The 15,370-nt window shown below is 60.6% G+C and carries 14 protein-coding genes and 1 pseudogene; 5 read left to right on the top strand and 10 right to left on the bottom strand.

Annotation, left to right across the window (positions count from 1 at the left end):
- The first annotated feature begins 41 nt into the window (after nucleotides 1–41).
- From B9Z34_RS14475 to B9Z34_RS10050, 4 genes are all read left to right on the top strand, one after another.
- Nucleotides 42–1,070, top strand: a complete 1,029-nt coding sequence (locus B9Z34_RS14475; protein WP_146179637.1) for a hypothetical protein — start codon at nucleotides 42–44, stop codon at nucleotides 1,068–1,070.
- A gap of 37 nt (nucleotides 1,071–1,107) precedes the next feature.
- Nucleotides 1,108–2,202, top strand: a complete 1,095-nt coding sequence (locus B9Z34_RS10060; protein ID WP_108427981.1) for a virulence RhuM family protein — start codon at nucleotides 1,108–1,110, stop codon at nucleotides 2,200–2,202.
- A 235-nt stretch (nucleotides 2,203–2,437) separates the two neighbouring features.
- A complete protein-coding gene (locus tag B9Z34_RS10055; RefSeq protein ID WP_108427980.1) occupies nucleotides 2,438–4,600 on the top strand; it encodes an FAD-dependent oxidoreductase in 2,163 nt (720 codons plus the stop codon).
- A complete protein-coding gene (locus B9Z34_RS10050) occupies nucleotides 4,597–5,352 on the top strand; it encodes a DUF3047 domain-containing protein (RefSeq protein ID WP_108427979.1) in 756 nt (251 codons plus the stop codon). The genes B9Z34_RS10055 and B9Z34_RS10050 overlap by 4 nt, the downstream gene beginning before the upstream one ends.
- A 17-nt stretch (nucleotides 5,353–5,369) precedes the next feature.
- Here the strand turns inward: B9Z34_RS10050 and B9Z34_RS10045 are convergent, their stop codons facing one another.
- From B9Z34_RS10045 to B9Z34_RS10030, 4 genes are all read right to left on the bottom strand, one after another.
- Entirely contained in the window at nucleotides 5,370–6,233 is an 864-nt protein-coding gene (locus B9Z34_RS10045) for a hypothetical protein (RefSeq protein ID WP_233249535.1), read from the bottom strand.
- 174 nt (nucleotides 6,234–6,407) lie between these two features.
- On the bottom strand, nucleotides 6,408–7,103 hold the full coding sequence (locus tag B9Z34_RS10040) for a haloacid dehalogenase type II (RefSeq protein WP_108427977.1): 696 nt from the start codon (nucleotides 7,101–7,103) through the stop codon (nucleotides 6,408–6,410).
- A gap of 3 nt (nucleotides 7,104–7,106) precedes the next feature.
- The gene (locus B9Z34_RS10035; protein ID WP_108427976.1) at nucleotides 7,107–7,415 is read right to left on the bottom strand and encodes a hypothetical protein; all 309 of its coding nucleotides are present in this window, start codon (nucleotides 7,413–7,415) and stop codon (nucleotides 7,107–7,109) included.
- A 74-nt stretch (nucleotides 7,416–7,489) separates the two neighbouring features.
- The gene (locus tag B9Z34_RS10030) at nucleotides 7,490–8,056 is read right to left on the bottom strand and encodes a carboxymuconolactone decarboxylase family protein (RefSeq protein ID WP_108427975.1); all 567 of its coding nucleotides are present in this window, start codon (nucleotides 8,054–8,056) and stop codon (nucleotides 7,490–7,492) included.
- A 160-nt stretch (nucleotides 8,057–8,216) separates the two neighbouring features.
- Between B9Z34_RS10030 and gorA the strand changes: the two genes are divergently transcribed.
- On the top strand, nucleotides 8,217–9,593 hold the full coding sequence (gene gorA, locus B9Z34_RS10025; protein WP_108427974.1) for a glutathione-disulfide reductase: 1,377 nt from the start codon (nucleotides 8,217–8,219) through the stop codon (nucleotides 9,591–9,593).
- Between the two features lie 14 nt (nucleotides 9,594–9,607).
- Here the strand turns inward: gorA and B9Z34_RS10020 are convergent, their stop codons facing one another.
- The 6 genes and pseudogenes from B9Z34_RS10020 to senB form a co-directional block, all read right to left on the bottom strand.
- Complete coding sequence (locus B9Z34_RS10020) at nucleotides 9,608–9,955, bottom strand: hypothetical protein (protein WP_108427973.1); 348 nt, start codon at nucleotides 9,953–9,955, stop codon at nucleotides 9,608–9,610.
- An 18-nt stretch (nucleotides 9,956–9,973) separates the two neighbouring features.
- Nucleotides 9,974–10,228: a hypothetical protein gene (locus tag B9Z34_RS10015; RefSeq protein WP_158268713.1), complete on the bottom strand. Its 255-nt coding sequence runs from the start codon at nucleotides 10,226–10,228 to the stop codon at nucleotides 9,974–9,976.
- Nucleotides 10,229–10,410: 182 nt separating this feature from the next.
- A complete protein-coding gene (locus B9Z34_RS10010; RefSeq protein ID WP_108427971.1) occupies nucleotides 10,411–11,256 on the bottom strand; it encodes an AraC family transcriptional regulator in 846 nt (281 codons plus the stop codon).
- Between the two features lie 22 nt (nucleotides 11,257–11,278).
- Nucleotides 11,279–11,959: pseudogene (locus B9Z34_RS10005) on the bottom strand (cupin domain-containing protein).
- 14 nt (nucleotides 11,960–11,973) lie between these two features.
- Nucleotides 11,974–14,328 carry a selenide, water dikinase SelD gene (gene selD / locus B9Z34_RS10000; protein WP_108427970.1) on the bottom strand — a complete coding sequence of 785 codons (2,355 nt, stop codon included), beginning with the start codon at nucleotides 14,326–14,328 and terminating at the stop codon, nucleotides 11,974–11,976.
- A complete protein-coding gene (senB, locus tag B9Z34_RS09995; RefSeq protein ID WP_108427969.1) occupies nucleotides 14,329–15,303 on the bottom strand; it encodes a selenoneine biosynthesis selenosugar synthase SenB in 975 nt (324 codons plus the stop codon). It lies immediately after the preceding gene.
- Nucleotides 15,304–15,370: the final 67 nt, after the last annotated feature.

Here is a 15,370-nt window from a genome sequence, read left to right as displayed (position 1 = left end):
CATTTTGCTGTGGTGCGCTTAACGCTTGTTTCGAATTGCAAATGCATCTACTGAAATGGCTGTGCGATCCTACGACAGCCGCCGCCGATGTAACCCAAATCAACCTTGTGCCACCCCGTGTGCCAACGCAGATTGAAGCAGATTGGCTATGGAATTTTTTGTATGGCCGTAAGCCGACTCGCCTCGAACAAGCAAAGATCATTGCGGGTATGTCAGCACCAGAAAAGACTGCGCTGCTCGGCTGGAGCAATTCTGTTGCTGCGGTTTTTGCCCAATTTCTTCCTACCCCACCGGCTTGGCCAACCGCGCCGCTGGTCATTGCCGCTCCAGCGTGGGCTGCTTTCAAAGGTTTAATGGAGGCTTTTTACGAGCGTGGTCTAAAAAGAGGGTTGCCTTATCTCGCAAACGGAACGCCTGCCGCTGTGAATGGCGTGAGCTACAAGAGCTTTGTTCAGGCGTTCTGCGACGCGCATCGTTCGCATCCTGATGCGCTTGACCTCTGCGTGCTTTGCGGCGGTGAACTGGGAGATACTCCTGAAGTGGACCACTGGATCAGCAAAGGCCAGTACCCACTGCTCAGCGTTTGCCAAAATAATCTTTTGCCCATTTGCCACGACTGCAATTCGTCAGCGAACAAGGGAGAGAAACCCGTTCACGTTTCTGGCTGTTTTGACGACTGGTTTCATCCCTATCTACGCTCAGGGAATGGAAAGGTGACCGTAAATTACCAATTGATTACACGAAGTGTGACCTGCGCAGCCGTCAATCCGACCGATGAGGCGAGAGTACGTAATCTGGATGAGTTGCTCAATCTATCTACGCGCTGGACAAAGCGCTTCAAAGCCGAATATCGAATTCAGCAGGATGACTTAAGGCGGATTGCGAAAAAGAAAATTGAGTCGCAGCAAGGCGCAGTGAGCCAAGTTGAAATTCAAAATCACCTGCAAGGTGAGCAGTCAAAACTATCGCCTGCGCGCCCATGGTTCGAAGTGCATTACGCACTTTTTACCGCTCTGCTTCAGCAAGCTCGGCTAGATGCTTGGCAAACCGAGTTAGGGGTGGCGATATGACCATCACTCACCAAACAAACTTCAGGGGGAGTGCCAAATGACAGAGAAACAGACTCCGATGGAGAAGCAGTCCATCACGGTTACTGAAGGCACGGAAACACCATTCCTGCTCTACGCTGGCGACGATGAAAAAGTGCATGTCCGCGTTCTCATCCACGCCGAGACGCTTTGGCTGCCGCAACGCCTGATGGCCGAACTGTTCCAGACCACCCCCGATAACGTCGGGTTGCACCTCAAGAACATCTATGCCGAAGGCGAACTGGTGGAATCGGCAACTGCCGAGGATTTCTCGGTAGTTCAAAACGAAGGTGGCCGGGCCGTCCGGCGCACGCTCAAGCACTACAGCCTGGACGCCATCATTGCCGTTGGCTACCGGGTCAGCTCCAAGCGTGCCACCCAGTTCCGCATCTGGGCCACCCAGATTCTCAATGAGTACATCCGTAAGGGTTTTGTCCTGGACGACGAGCGCTTGAAGCAGGGCAAACAAGTCTTCGGCGAAGACTACTTTTTGGAGTTGCTGGAGCGGGTCCGCTCCATCCGTGCCAGCGAGCGTCGCATCTACCAGCAAATCACCGACATCTTCGCTGAGTGCAGCGTGGACTACGATCCCAAGTCGGACATCACGCAGAACTTTTATGCCATGGTGCAGAACAAGTTCCATTTCGCCATTACCGGCCAGACGGCCGCCGAGATCATTCACAGCAAGGCCGACCACAATGCCCCGCACGCAGGCTTGCTGACTTGGAAAAACGCACCACATGGGCGAGTCCTCGCCTCGGATGTGACCATCGCCAAAAACTACCTGACTGAACCCGAGATCAAGCGCCTGGAGCGCACCATCTCCAGCTTCTTCGACTACATCGAAAACATCATCGAAAACCGTGTGCAAATGGGCATGGCCGATATGGCCACCAGCGTGGATAAGTTCCTGAGTTTCAACGAGTACGAGGTGCTGACGCATAAAGGCCGGATCACTAAGACGCAGGCGGACCAGAAAGCTTTGGCCGAATACGCGGAATTCAATCGAACGCAAAAAATTGAATCGGACTTTGACCGGGTCTTGAAGGTCACAAAAGCACTTGGAGTTGACGTTTCTCAGGTCAAACGCAAGGGCGATAAGAGTAAAAAATAGGATCGAGATACCGAGGCACTGCACCAGTTGCACGAGGGCAGTGTGGCCCGTTACCGGCTGCGTCGCTCTGAATACCTGGCCTGGCAGTTGGTTTGCTCGGGTGGTGACGATCACTTGTAACTTTTTGACCAGCCGCACCGAACTGTTAGTTCATCAGCGTTATCGTTCACGGTCTTGGGCAGCGCACATCTCGCACCATCCGCCAATTCATCGCCCCATCAGGAGTTCCCCCTTTATGCGTCTTCGTCAAATTGTTTTGTTGCTCTTGCTGGCGCTGGCCATCGGTGCTTTTGTCGCGCTGGACCTGGGGCGTTATCTGAGCTTTGAACAGCTCAAGGCCAGCCAAGCGAGTTTTGACCAGCTCTATGCACAGCAGCCTGTGATGGTGGCCGCCGTTTACTTTGGGGTGTACGTCTTGGCCACGGCGCTGTCGATTCCGGGCGCGGTCATCATCACCTTGGGCGGTGGGGCTGTGTTTGGCCTGTGGCAGGGTTTGCTGCTGGTGTCGTTTGCTTCCACCCTCGGTGCCACTTTGGCTTTTCTGGCTTCGCGCTTTGTGCTGCGCGAGTGGGTCGAAGCGCGTTTTGGTCAGCGCTTGGCCGACATCAACGCGGGCGTGGACAAAGAGGGCGCGTTCTACCTGTTCACCTTGCGTTTGATTCCGGTGGTGCCGTTTTTCCTGATCAACCTGCTCATGGGCCTGACGCGCATGAAGACCTGGACGTATTACTGGGTGAGCCAGTTGGGCATGCTGGCGGGCACGGCGGTGTATGTGAATGCGGGCACGCAACTGGCGCAGTTGGGCTCGGTGCGGGGCATTCTGAGCCCGGCGCTGTTGGGCAGCTTTGTGTTGCTGGGCATCTTCCCTTTGTTGGCGCGGCGTGTGGTGGCGGCCGTTCAAAAGCGCAAGGTCTATGCCCGCTGGGCCAGCGTTCGCCCCAAGACTTTTGACCGCAACCTGATCGTGATCGGCGGTGGTGCGGCAGGCTTGGTGTCAGCCTACATTGCCGCTGCCGTCAAAGCCAAAGTCACTTTGATCGAGGCGCACAAGATGGGCGGCGACTGCCTGAACTACGGCTGCGTGCCGAGCAAGGCCTTGATCAAGAGCGCCAAGCTGGCGCACCAGATGCGCCACGGTGCGAAATACGGCCTGAGCGACACCGCGCCCAGTTTCAGCTTCAAGGCGGTGATGCAGCGTGTGCACGATGTGATCAAAGCCATCGAGCCGCACGACAGTGTGGAGCGCTACACCGGCTTGGGCGTGGAGGTGCTGCAGGGTTACGGCAAGTTGGTGAACCCCTGGACAGTGGAAGTGACTTTGAACGACGGCCAGGTGCAGCGCCTGACAGCGCGGAGCATTGTGATTGCGGCGGGCGCACGCCCCATGGTGCCGCCTTTGCCGGGCCTCGATGACGTGGGCTATGTCACCAGCGACACGCTGTGGGACGAGTTTGCCAAGCTCGATGACATTCCGAAGCGCATCGTGGTGCTGGGCGGCGGGCCGATTGGCTGCGAGCTGTCACAAAGTTTTGCCCGCCTGGGTGCACAGGTCACGCAGGTCGAGATGGGCGATCGCATCATGGTGCGCGAGGACGAAGAGGTCTCTGCGCTGGCACGCGACGCGCTGCAGGCCGACGGCGTGCGGGTGCTCACCGGGCACAAGGCGCTGCGCTGCGAGCGCCGGGGTGAGGACAAAATTTTGGTGGCCTCCACACAGGGGCAAGAAGTGGAGATTGTTTTTGACGCTTTGGTCTGCGCCGTTGGGCGTGTGGCCCGTCTGCAAGGCTACGGCTTAGAAGACATTGGCGTGCCCACGCACCGCACGGTGGACACCAACGAGTATCTGCAAACGCTCTACCCCAACATCTATGCCGCAGGTGATGTGGCCGGGCCTTACCAGTTCACTCACACGGCCGCGCACCAAGCTTGGTACGCGGCAGTCAACGCCCTGTTTGGCGACTTCAAATCTTTCAAGGTCGACTACCGCGTGATCCCCTGGGCCACCTTCATCGACCCCGAGGTGGCGCGTGTGGGCCTGAACGAACAAGAGGCAAAAGCCCAAGGCATCGCGTACGAGGTGACGAAGTACGGCATCGACGACCTGGACCGGGCGATTGCCGACAGCGAAGCCCACGGCTTTGTGAAGGTGCTCACCGTGCCCGGCAAAGACCGCATTTTGGGCGTGACCATCGTGGGCTCACACGCGGGCGACTTGCTGGCCGAATACGTGCTGGCTATGAAGCATGGCTTGGGCCTCAACAAAATCCTGGGCACCATCCACACCTACCCCACGATGGCCGAAGCCAACAAGTACGCGGCAGGCGAATGGAAGCGGGCCCACGCGCCGCAACAGCTGCTGGCCTGGGTGAAGAAGTTCCACGATTGGCGGCGTGGATGAACCACTTGTTGAAACTCCGCCCTGCGCTGCTGGCGCTGAGCATGGCCTGCGCATCACCTTGCTCCAGTGCGCAAAGCCTTTCGCCTCTGGTGCCGCCCGATAGCGCTGCGCCCAGTACTTGGCGCTTTGTGGGCTTTCCCAAATCCAAGGCCGACATCCCGCACACGCGCTTTGAACTGGCCGATGTGCAAGGTGAGCGTGCATTCAAGGTCAGCACCCGTGCGTCGTATGGCACCTGGGTCCACGATGTGCCCCAAGTTGCTGCAGGTCGCCTGCAATGGCGCTGGCGGCTGGACCAGCCGCTCACCGGTGGCAAAGCGGCGCCCGACATCTTGACCAAAGCGGGTGACGATGCGGCACTCAAGGTGTGCGTGATGTTCGACCACCCGCTGGAGCGCGTGCCTTTTGTGGAGCGCACCTTGTTGCGTATCGCCCGCACCGTCAGTGGCGAAGACCTGCCGGCCGCTACCCTTTGCTATGTGTGGGACAGCACCTACCCAGCAGGCTTGCAAGGTGCAAACCCCTACACCCAGCGTGTGCGCTTCATCACCCTGCAAGGCAAGGACGCGCCCTTGTCTCAGTGGCAAACCGAAACGCGCGACGTGGCCGCTGACTTTGCCAAGCTGTTTGCCGATGAACTGCCCACAGGCGCTACGGCACCTTCAGTGCGTGCGGTGTTGATCGGTGCCGACAGCGACAACACAGGTCGTCAAAGTGTGGGCTGGGTCAAGGGTCTGGACTGGACCCGTTGAACTACGGGCGCAAGCGATCAGCTTTTTGGCGGCTCTTCTTTTTTGTCTGCTTTGACTTGGATACCGCCGAGGTCGAGTACGGCATCTGTCACGATGTTTTGGGGACCCTTCAACATCAGGATGTCGAAGCCGATCCGTTTGAACTGGTGATCAGGTGCGGGTGGGCCGAGCTTGAGCAACAGTGGGGTAGGCAAGTCCTCGGGTTTTTCAGAAGATGCCAGCGGTTGGCGAAGCTTCCAATCCCGTTCTTTGATTCTGGATTCACACTTGTCGCCACGCTTCACCATGCCTCTTGGGCATTCGCCAGGACCTCTGTTTTCTTCGTAGTACTCCAGAATCTGGGCTTTTTGCCGACGACCAAAAAATGCGTCAGGCGGTTCGTGTTTGTCTGCCAAAGCCGCCATGGGCGCTTGCACGATGACGGGCTGTACCGTGTTCCCTGCGGCGGCAGGGGCTGGCAGGCCGGCCGCTGCCGGCACCACAGGCGCAGGCGCAGGCGGAGGTTGTGTGACCTCGACAGAGGCGCGGGCTTCTTTGCCTTTGGAGGTGTACATGGCCGCCATCATGTCGGGATCGTTGGCAATTTTGGCTTCGATCAAGCCGTCTACCTGGCCCGCCACTTCAATCGTGTCGGCCGTGCCCAGCCATGTGGCGCGGTTGGAGGCAATGGCGGCCAGCTGCGCTTGCGTGCAGCGCGGGCCTTTTTGTTTCAGCCAGGCGTTCACTTTGGCAATGCGCTCGCCCACATCGTGGGTCAGCAAAGCCAGCGATCTGAATTCGGCGACCAGGCATCCGCCTGCCCGGGACTGAGCCTGCGCAGGGCAATGAAGGGCCAGCATCGTTATGACAAGGCCGAGCAGGGAAAGACGCCAGTTTTTCATCAACAGTCCAAGGCCAGTGCATCCAAAACAATCAACCACATCCTGATATCGGCAGCAGGTCAGGAATCTTGAGTTTTCAGACTTTGAGGACAGGCCTCTCGCATGCTGGTCATGGTCAGGTGTGCATGGCGTGGGGTGTTGAGCCAAACAGCGGCAGTCGGGGCAAAGTTGCTGTCAGTGGAACTGCAAGACCTGCAGCACCTCGGTCAGGTCGCGCCCTGTGTGGTGCGGTGATGGGCCAATGGCCTCGGGGGGCAGGCCCTGGCGGTTGACCCACAGCGTGGTGAAGCCAAACCAGGTGGCGCCCAGCGCATCCCAGGCGTTGCTGGACACGAACAACACATCAGCGGGTGCAAAGCCCAAGTGGTCCTGCACCAGCTGGTAGCTCGTGGGGGTGGTCTTGAACTGGCGCACGCTGTCCACCGACAACACGGCGTCGAGCAGGTCGGCCATGCTCGCACTGCGCACAGCCGATTGCAGCATCTCGGGGCTACCGTTCGACAAAATCGCCGTGGCCACGCCGCGCTGGCGCAGGGCCTGCAGCACACCCAGGTTTTCCGGGAAGGCCGTGAGTTCGGCGTATTGCGCCATCAGCGCGTCTTCGTTCGCCGCTGTGTGCGCCAAGCTCAAACGGGCCAGCGCATAGCGCAACGATGCGCGTGTGATGTCCCAAAACGATTGGTAATGCCGACTGCCCTCTGAATTGGGGTCGCTCAGCGAAATCAGGCGCGTGTACTCGATTTGCTTGTCACGCCAGATCACTGACAGGGCCGAGCCTTGGCCGGGGTACAGCTTTTCAGCTAAAGCGCTAATCGAATACACATCGAACAGTGTGCCGTAGGCATCGAACACCACCCCTTGAATGGCCATGGCTTAACCGCCTCCTCGGTGGGTGTGCAGGTCAAAGAATTTTTGCCGCGCGTAACGCGCCGCATCGTCCAAGCCCTGAAACGCAAAGTGCACCTGTAACTGCGGAATGCGCAGCAGCGCGATGCAGCGATCAGGCAAGGGCGACCACCGCAAACTCAGCGTGCCCTCGGACCAACTGGCCACACAGCGCCCGAGCGTGGCGTCCACTGCCAACTGGGCATCCGGCAAGGAGCGTGGCAACCAACTCATCAGCTCGGCTGCGGTGCAGCCCATGGTGCGGTCAAATTGTTCGGGAACGTGCGTGGGCGTCATGCAGCAAAAACTCGGTGATGAACCCCAATTGTCGTGGATGTCGAGGCCATAGTCTGCGTTGGATGTGACAGTTCTTAGGCTACTTTGTAGGCCGCAAAGCGCTCGTCCACCACGGTGCCAAAGGCGTGGTTAGAGAAGTTGCTGAGCACCTTGACCGAGATCGCCAACACGATGTAGAGCAGGTCGCTTTCTTTGTAGCCGGCTGCCAAAAAGGCCTGCACAGCGGCGGCATCGGGCTGGCCATTGTTTTTGACCATGGTGGTGGTCATGGCGTAGAGCGCGGCAAGTTTGGCCTCGGCCATCGGCTGGCCTGCGCGGATAGCTTGCAGCGCGTCGGGGGCGAGTTTAGAGACTTTGTCAGCAATCATGCTGTGCGCGGCAGTGCAATAGGTGCAACCGTTGGCCTGGCTCACGGCCAGAAACACCACCTCTTGCTCGGGTGCGCTCAGGCCGGATTCTTTGCGAAACAAAGCATAGCCATGCAGGTAGGTGCTCAGCACAGCAGGCGCATTGGCCATGTTGGCGTACATATTGGGGATGAAGCCGACTTGCGCCAGAGCGGTATCGAGGATGGCTTTTTGCGCGCCCTGTGCGCTGGCGTGGTCAATGGGCTTGAGGTTCTGAATGAAGGGATTGGACATGGATGGCTCCTGTTGGTGAATGGAGAAAGAGACATCGTATAAGCCCCATGTCTGCAGAAATTGACCATTCGTCTCAGGGTCTTGACCGTGTGTGGGTGCATACGCGTGATGCATGGCGTGCCCTGTCAGAATCAGACGAACTCTTGGACGAAAGCACCTCATGCAGCAATACGACTTTGATTTCTTTGTGATTGGCGGCGGCTCAGGCGGCGTGCGCGCCTCGCGCGTGGCGGCCAGCCTAGGGGCCAAGGTGGGCATTGCCGAGGGCTTTCGCTACGGCGGCACGTGCGTGATCCGGGGCTGCGTGCCCAAGAAGCTGTTGGTGCAGGCTTCGCATTACGCCGAAGATCTGGAAGACGCGGCCGGTTTTGGCTGGACCGTGCCTCCGGCCTCCTTCGATTGGCCTCGCCTGGTCGCAGCCAAGGAGCAAGAGATCACGCGCTTGAGCGGCATCTACCAAAACTTGTTGAAGAACTCGGGTGTGCAAATTTTTCAGGGCCATGCCCGTTTTGAAGACCCGCACACCCTCAGCGTGAACGGTCAGAGCATCACGGCGCGCTACATTTTGATCGCCACGGGCGGCACCCCCGCCTTGCCCGACATTCCTGGCATCGAGCACGCCATCACTTCCAACGAGGCCTTTGATTTGCCCACCTTGCCACAGCGTGTGCTGGTGGTGGGGGGCGGTTACATCGCGGTGGAGTTTGCGGGTATTTTCAACGGCATGGGCTCCGAAGTGACTCTGATCCACCGGGGCGTGCAGCTGCTGCGCGGCTTCGATGGCGCGGTGGCGCAGCACCTGCATGAAGAGATCGCGCGCAAGGGCATCCGCGTCCTGACCGAAACCCAAGCCGCTTCACTTGAGCGTATGGCCGGCGGCCAGATCGCGGTGCAGCTGCATGGCGCTGTGACGGGCGCAGAGCATTTCGATGCCGTGATGTATGCGACCGGCCGCACACCGCAAACCGAAGGCCTGAACCTGGCCGCAGTGGGCTTGAGCGCAGCCCCGGGCCGAGGTGTCAAGGTGGACGCTTTTGGCCAAACCGCGGTGTCGCACATCTACGCCGTGGGTGATGTGACCGAGGGCATCGCCTTGACCCCGGTGGCGCTGGCGCAAGGCGGTGCAGTGGCCCGCAGCCTGTTTGGGCCGGAGCGCCAAGCGGCGCAGCTGGGCCATGTGGCCTCGGCCGTGTTCAGCCAGCCGCCGATTGGCACGGTGGGTTTGGGCGAAGAGTTGGCGCTGGCCCAGTACGGCGAGATCGACGTGTACGAATCGCGCTTCAAGCCCATGCGCCACACGCTTTCGGGCCGCCTTGAAAAAACCTTGATGAAGCTGGTGGTCGACACCGCCAACCAGCGCGTGCTAGGTGTGCACATGGTAGGGCCAGATGCGCCCGAGATCGTTCAGGGCCTGGCGCTGGCCCTGAACCTGGGGGCGACCAAGGCCGACTTTGACGCCACCATTGGCATCCACCCGACATCGGCCGAAGAGTTCATGACGATGCGCGACAAACGCACGGTGCGCCGAGGCGGGTGATTGCCAGCAGGCCACTACCGCATTTTCATGACCTGACGGGCATTGGCCATGTCTTCCAGACAAAGTCTCTCTTGTGCGTTTTGCAAAAGTTGAACTGCGTTTCGGCGAATGCTGCGAGCTACGTTGATTTCGGCTTCTGTGACCTTGGCATCATCACGCAGATTCAGTACGCGAAGCGCACCGGTTCCATATTGGTTCTTGATGGTCTGATCCAGTTCGGCAATTTCTTTTTCGCATTGGCTTTTGTATTGCGGCACGGGTGGCTTGAGATGCCAGCGGTAGTAGTAATTTCCAAATGCCAACAACAGCACAAAAGTACCGATGAAAATTTTTCCGGAGTGGTTGGAAATGACTTCTCTCATGGTGCATTCACTCGCCAATCATCGAATTTGTTGCAAAGCTTGCCAGTGGTGTGCTTCTGATCCGGTCAACCGCAGTTCATCCGCCAGAGAAGACCTGATGAGGCGCAGCAATGTGTCTGTCCGCGGCTCGATGGTGCCCGCAAAGCACCACTGACCCGTGCTGCTCCAAATGACGATGCTTGGGAAACCCTGCACATCGATCTCAGACAGCGCCTCATCGTGATCCTCAACGTCTGTCCAGTGCCATTTGTGTTCGTGCTGTTCGGACTGCATGCTCAAAAACGCGGTTTTGAATTCACGACAAATCACACACCACCCAGCGCAAAGGCACCAAATGGTCAAGTTGTGTGGATGATCGGATGTGCGCATGACAAAGATGGATTTTGAACAATCCATCGTAGGCGTGAATTTTGCAAAATCTGTACCTCAGACGCTCAAGCAGTTGACCGAAAGTCTCAGTGCTGAGTTTGAGGTCCGCCTTTTGAGGTCGCCATCAACCAAGCGCCTGGTGAAATGCCCAATTCACGGACAAAGGCGCGGGTGAATGCGCTTGCGCTGCCATAGCCTACGGCGTGCGCTGCTTGCTGAATGCTCTGGCCCTGCTGCATCAACTGCTGGGCGGTCTGGATGCGCCACTGGCTCAAGTAGTGTGCTGGGGTGTGGCCCAGGACGGCCTTGAAGTGGTGGGCAAAACGCGCACGCGACATGCTTGCGGCAGCGGCCATGTTGGGCAAATCCCAGTCTTGTGCCGGATCGTCGTGCACGGCGCGCAAAGCCTTGCCCAGCTTCGGATCGGCCAAGCCCGCCAGCAAGCCTCCCGAGGTGATGCCCTGTGCCATGCAGTGGCGCAGCAGCTGCAGGATCAGCACTTCGCACAAACGGTCGAGCACCGCCTGGCGGCCTGGCTGCTCCTGAAAAGCCTCTTGTCGCATCAGGGCCAGCAAGGCCCTCACGCCCGGGAGAGCCGACAGAGGCACCTGCACCACATCGGGCAGCGAGGCGCTGACCGGGTTGTGCACGCCGCCGCCCAAGGCGATGGTGCCGCACACCACGTCAGCCCCCGCACCATCATCGGCCGACAACCTGTGCCATTGAGGGCGTGGCAAGAACAGCACGGTGGGTTCGGTCAGGTGCACATCGGCTTGCCCCAGCATGTGCAGCGTGATGGGCCCGCGCTCGATCAGGTGCAGATGCCCCTTGAACACATCGTGCTCGAAATCGTGCAGGCCGCAAAGGTTGCCGCTGTAGAAAACACCCGCCCGCAGGGCAATGCGTGACAAGACTGAACTCAGGGCGTCCATGTGTGGGGCTGTTCGCGGGTACTCATACCAAGTGTCCGGTTTTCACAAGGATCAGACAGCCTTCGCGGCTGAAGGGTTGGTGCTGGCTCATGTGTGGGCTGCGCAGCCAGCTGCCTGCCGGGTAGTCGCCGTGCTCGTCAGAAAACACGCCTTCGAGCACCAGAATCTCTTCGCCGCCCCAATGCCGGTGCGGGTTGAAAAACGTCTACGGTGCCCAGCGCACCAGGGCGGTGTTTTGGGTCTCGAAGGTGTTCAGGGGCAAGACCTTGAGGCCCTCTACCAGGCCTTGTCGCCATTGGCTGCGCCGTGTGTCGATGACCACGCGCTCGTCGTCGCGTGGGTCCAGGTGGCGCAGCTTCACAAACAAGATGCAGCCCTCGGGCGATGACGGCGCGTGCGAACTGCCCACCGGATTCTTGATGTAGGTGCCGGGGCCGTAGACCCCGTGCTCGTCGTGCAGCGTGCCGTCGAGCACCCAAATTTCCTCACCCCCGCCATGCGTGTGGCTGGCAAAGGCCGAGCCCGGCGCATAACGTACGATGGACGTGACGCGCGCCACTTCGCCGCCGTCGCGCTCGAGCATGCGGCGCGACACGCCTGAAGCGGGCGATGCCACCCAATCGAGCGAGGGGCTGTGCACGACGCAGCGCTGGGCCAGGTCGGCGTTCAGTGTGATGGGGTGGGTGAAGTGTTCTGTGGTCATGTCGTTGGAGCCGCTCAGGTTTTCAGCAGCACCGGCTCAATGGCTTCGCCTTGCGCGGTGATGCGGCCGATGATGGCGGTGTGCGCGTAGCCTGCCGCTTTGAGCGCCTGCACACAGGCAGCGGCTTGGGCTGCGGGCACGCTGGCCAGCAAGCCGCCCGCGGTTTGCGGGTCAAACAGCAGCGGGTAGCGCGGGTCGCCCACAAACTCGTCCGCGTTGCGCAGGGCACGGCGCAGCCGCACATTGGCCGGTTGCAAGGAGCTGACGATGCCCGCCTTGACGCAGTCCACCGCACCGTCCAGCAGGGGCAGCGTGCTCATGTTCAACTCGGCGTCCACGCCGGATGGCCGCGTCATCTCCACCAAGTGGCCGAGCAGACCAAAGCCGGTCAGGTCGGTGCAGGCGGTGGCGCCATGCGTGCGCAAAATGGCAGCGCCCTGCTGATTGGATTGCACCATCGATTGCAAGGCGGCGGCGATCCATCGACCCTTGGCCGCATGGCGTGCGTGTGCGGCAAACAAGGTGCCGATGCCCATGGGTTTGGTCAACAGCAGCACATCGCCGGGCTGCATGCCGCCCTTGCGCATCACGCTGTCCATCTTCTCGTCGATCAGCCCGTTGATGGCAAAGCCCAGGGCCAGCTCCGCGCCTTCGCCTGTGTGTCCGCCCACCAGGGCGCAGCCTGCGGCGTTCAGCACCTCGATCGCGCCGCCCATCATTTGCGTCAGCAGGTCTTCGACCTTGCTTTCCAGGCCCGGCGGCACGGTGACCACGGCGGTGGCCGTTTGCGGCTCGCCGCCCATGGCAAAAATATCGCCCAGTGCGTGGTTGGCCGCCACTTTGCCAAACAGATAGGGGTCGTCGATGAAAGCCCGGAAAAAGTCCACCGTCTGCACCACGGCCATGCCGGGCGGCACGCGCACCACGGCTGCGTCGTCGGGCGAGTGCAGGCCGATCAGCACATCCGGTCGTTCCACCGGTTGCAAACTGCCCAGTGCGCGGGACAGGATGTTGGCACCGACCTTGGCGCCGCAGCCGCCGCAGCGCATGGCGATGGCCGAGATGGCCTGCAAGGACTCCTCGGATGTCAGGCTCAGGCGCGTGGTGGGGGCTTTGCCTTGCGCCTGGATGTCCTTGAGGAGTTGGCCCATCGACCGCATGGCAGTCTGCAAATTGGTGCCAGGCGCTTGGGTTGCCATGTCGGGCAATTCGGTGAAGCGGCGCATGAACTGCCGATCGATCCGGTCCTTCCAGCGCCACACCCAGTCACCGCCAAAGCCCCAAGGCCCACGCGAACCCACGGCATAACGGTTGCCGGTCGAGATCAGGGCCAGCCAGTGGCGTTGTGGGTGGTAAGCCAATAGTTTTTGGCCGCGCAAACTGCGGCGCAAATTCTCGGCCAAAGGCTTGGCCATGCGCACGGCAAACACACCTGCTTTTTCCAGCGGGCGTTCCACCAACGAGGCAATATCGCCCGCTGCGAACACCAGCGGGTCATTCAGGCATTGCAACTGGGGGTGAACGAGGATGAAGCCTTTGTCATCGAGCGCCAGACCCGTGCTTTGCAGCCAGGCCGGGCCACCGGCCTGTGTGACCCACATGGTTTCGTCGGCATCGAAGGTGCGGCCATCGCGCGTGTGCAGGCAGCCGGGCGAGACCTGCACCACCTCGGCATGCGTGTGCACCTCGACATTGCGCTCTTGCAGCACTTTGACAAAGCGTGCGCGAACGCCTGGGTTGTGTGTGGGCAAGATCGTGTCGCCTGAAGTCAGCAGCACAAATTTCAAATCTTCGGGGCTGCGCCCCAGGGCCTTGAGCTCGTGGCGCAAACGGTACTGCATGGACAGCAGAAGCTCCACGCCCCCCGCACCACCGCCCACCACCGCGATCGTCATGCGACCCCTGTGCGATGGCCACTGCCGCGCCTTTTCCAGCAGGGCCAGCCAGCGCTGGTTGAACTGCGCAATCGGTTTGACGGGCACCGCCAGCGTGGGTGCGCCTTCGATGTGTTGCACCTGCGGCGTGGAGCCGATGTTGATGGACAGCAGGTCATAGGCCACGGGTGGGCGGTTTTGGCAAATGACTTTCTGGTTTTTGCGGTCGATGCCGACCACGGCGTCGTGGTACAGGCGTGCACCGGCAAAGGCGCACAGGCGGCCTAGGTCGATGTGCACCTCGTCAAAACTGTAATGGCCTGAGATGTAGCCGGGCAGCATGCCCGAGTAGGGCGTGTCGATGTCGGTGCAGATCACGGTGATGCGCACACCGGGCTCGGGCTTCATGGCGAACATGCGCAGCACGCCCACATGGCTGTGGCCGCCGCCGACCAGCACCAGGTCGCGCAAAACAGGTTGATGGGATGATTGCATTTAATGGGTCCAGAGGTCTTGCACCCAGCGGTGCAAGGCGGCGCGTTCGGCCTGAGGTTCAAACAAGGGTGCGCGCAAGGCGCACTGATCCCCCAAGTGTGCCACCAGGCTGTGACCGGTCTGCGGCGCTCGGCAAGCCAGCAAAAAATCGGCGAGTGCCTGTGCATCACCGGGCTCGAAGTAGCCCGCGTAATCTTCGCCCAACAGGCCCACGTTGCCGTCGATGCGCGAGGCCAGCACGGGCGTGCCGCTGCACATCGCCTCCATCAGCACATGCGCCCCGCCTTCCATGCGGCTGCAGTGCACCAGCAGGTGGGCGCGCTGGATGCGTCGCAGCGTTTGCGCGTGAGGCACAGCCCCCAGCCAGCGGTAATGGGGGCATTGCGCCTGCGTGGCCTCTGCGGCCTGGCCCAGCACGAGGTCAAGCGCTGCGCCAATGTGGTCGATGAACACGCCAGCGTCGGGTGGCAACAGTCGGGCTGCTGCCATGAGGGTGAGCGGGTCTTTTTCTTCGCGCAGATGGCCCACCATCACCACGCGCAGGTGGCGCTTGGTTTTGGGCAAGGTCTGGCGCGTGCCGGTGGACTGAAAAATCACGCGGGCCTTGGCCTGGTGCTCGGGCGGCAGGCTTTGCACCCCCAGCCCCTGCAGCACCACCAAGGAATGCGCCAGTGCCAAAGACTTTTGCGCTTGCGGGTCATGGGCAATGTCGCGGTACAGGTCGGTGCCCGTCAGCACCACGCCCAGGCCCCGCTGGCCGTGCCTGTCGTGCCAGGCCTGCACCGCCTCGGCCGAGCGGCGGGCGTGCAGTGCCAGCATCACATCGTCCGTGTCAGCCTGGGCATCGGGCCACTGCCGCACGATGCGGGCAGAATGCGCAGACAGCAGTTGTTGCCAGCGGCGCGCCGTTTGCCAATTGCCATTGTTGGCGTCGGCCAAGGCCGGGCTGACAATGACCACACGAAGTTTTTGCATGGGCGGTTTATACATGAATGGCAGTACCACGGCAGGGGCAGGGCAGACAGGGCCAGGCGCATCGTTG

Source organism: Limnohabitans sp. Hippo3 (assembly GCF_003063665.1).
Classification (GTDB): Bacteria; Pseudomonadota; Gammaproteobacteria; order Burkholderiales; family Burkholderiaceae_C; genus Limnohabitans_A.
The sequence above is the reverse complement of the archived record's forward strand: the minus strand, read 5'-3'. Positions and strand labels throughout refer to the sequence as shown.

Bases quoted from the DNA above. Each gene is read 5' to 3' on its own strand.
- B9Z34_RS10040 (WP_108427977.1), bottom strand. From the start codon at position 7,103: ATGGCCATTCAAGGGGTGGTGTTCGATGCCTACGGCACACTGTTCGAT.
- B9Z34_RS10060 (WP_108427981.1), top strand. From the start codon at position 1,108: ATGACAGAGAAACAGACTCCGATGGAGAAGCAGTCCATCACGGTTACT.
- B9Z34_RS10055 (WP_108427980.1), top strand. From the start codon at position 2,438: ATGCGTCTTCGTCAAATTGTTTTGTTGCTCTTGCTGGCGCTGGCCATC.
- B9Z34_RS10010 (WP_108427971.1), bottom strand. From the start codon at position 11,256: ATGGACGCCCTGAGTTCAGTCTTGTCACGCATTGCCCTGCGGGCGGGT.
- B9Z34_RS14475 (WP_146179637.1), top strand. From the start codon at position 42: ATGCATCTACTGAAATGGCTGTGCGATCCTACGACAGCCGCCGCCGAT.
- B9Z34_RS10020 (WP_108427973.1), bottom strand. From the start codon at position 9,955: ATGAGAGAAGTCATTTCCAACCACTCCGGAAAAATTTTCATCGGTACT.
- B9Z34_RS10050 (WP_108427979.1), top strand. From the start codon at position 4,597: ATGAACCACTTGTTGAAACTCCGCCCTGCGCTGCTGGCGCTGAGCATG.
- senB (WP_108427969.1), bottom strand. From the start codon at position 15,303: ATGCAAAAACTTCGTGTGGTCATTGTCAGCCCGGCCTTGGCCGACGCC.
- B9Z34_RS10015 (WP_158268713.1), bottom strand. From the start codon at position 10,228: ATGCAGTCCGAACAGCACGAACACAAATGGCACTGGACAGACGTTGAG.
- B9Z34_RS10030 (WP_108427975.1), bottom strand. From the start codon at position 8,056: ATGTCCAATCCCTTCATTCAGAACCTCAAGCCCATTGACCACGCCAGC.
- B9Z34_RS10035 (WP_108427976.1), bottom strand. From the start codon at position 7,415: ATGACGCCCACGCACGTTCCCGAACAATTTGACCGCACCATGGGCTGC.
- B9Z34_RS10045 (WP_233249535.1), bottom strand. From the start codon at position 6,233: ATGAAAAACTGGCGTCTTTCCCTGCTCGGCCTTGTCATAACGATGCTG.
- selD (WP_108427970.1), bottom strand. From the start codon at position 14,328: ATGCAATCATCCCATCAACCTGTTTTGCGCGACCTGGTGCTGGTCGGC.
- gorA (WP_108427974.1), top strand. From the start codon at position 8,217: ATGCAGCAATACGACTTTGATTTCTTTGTGATTGGCGGCGGCTCAGGC.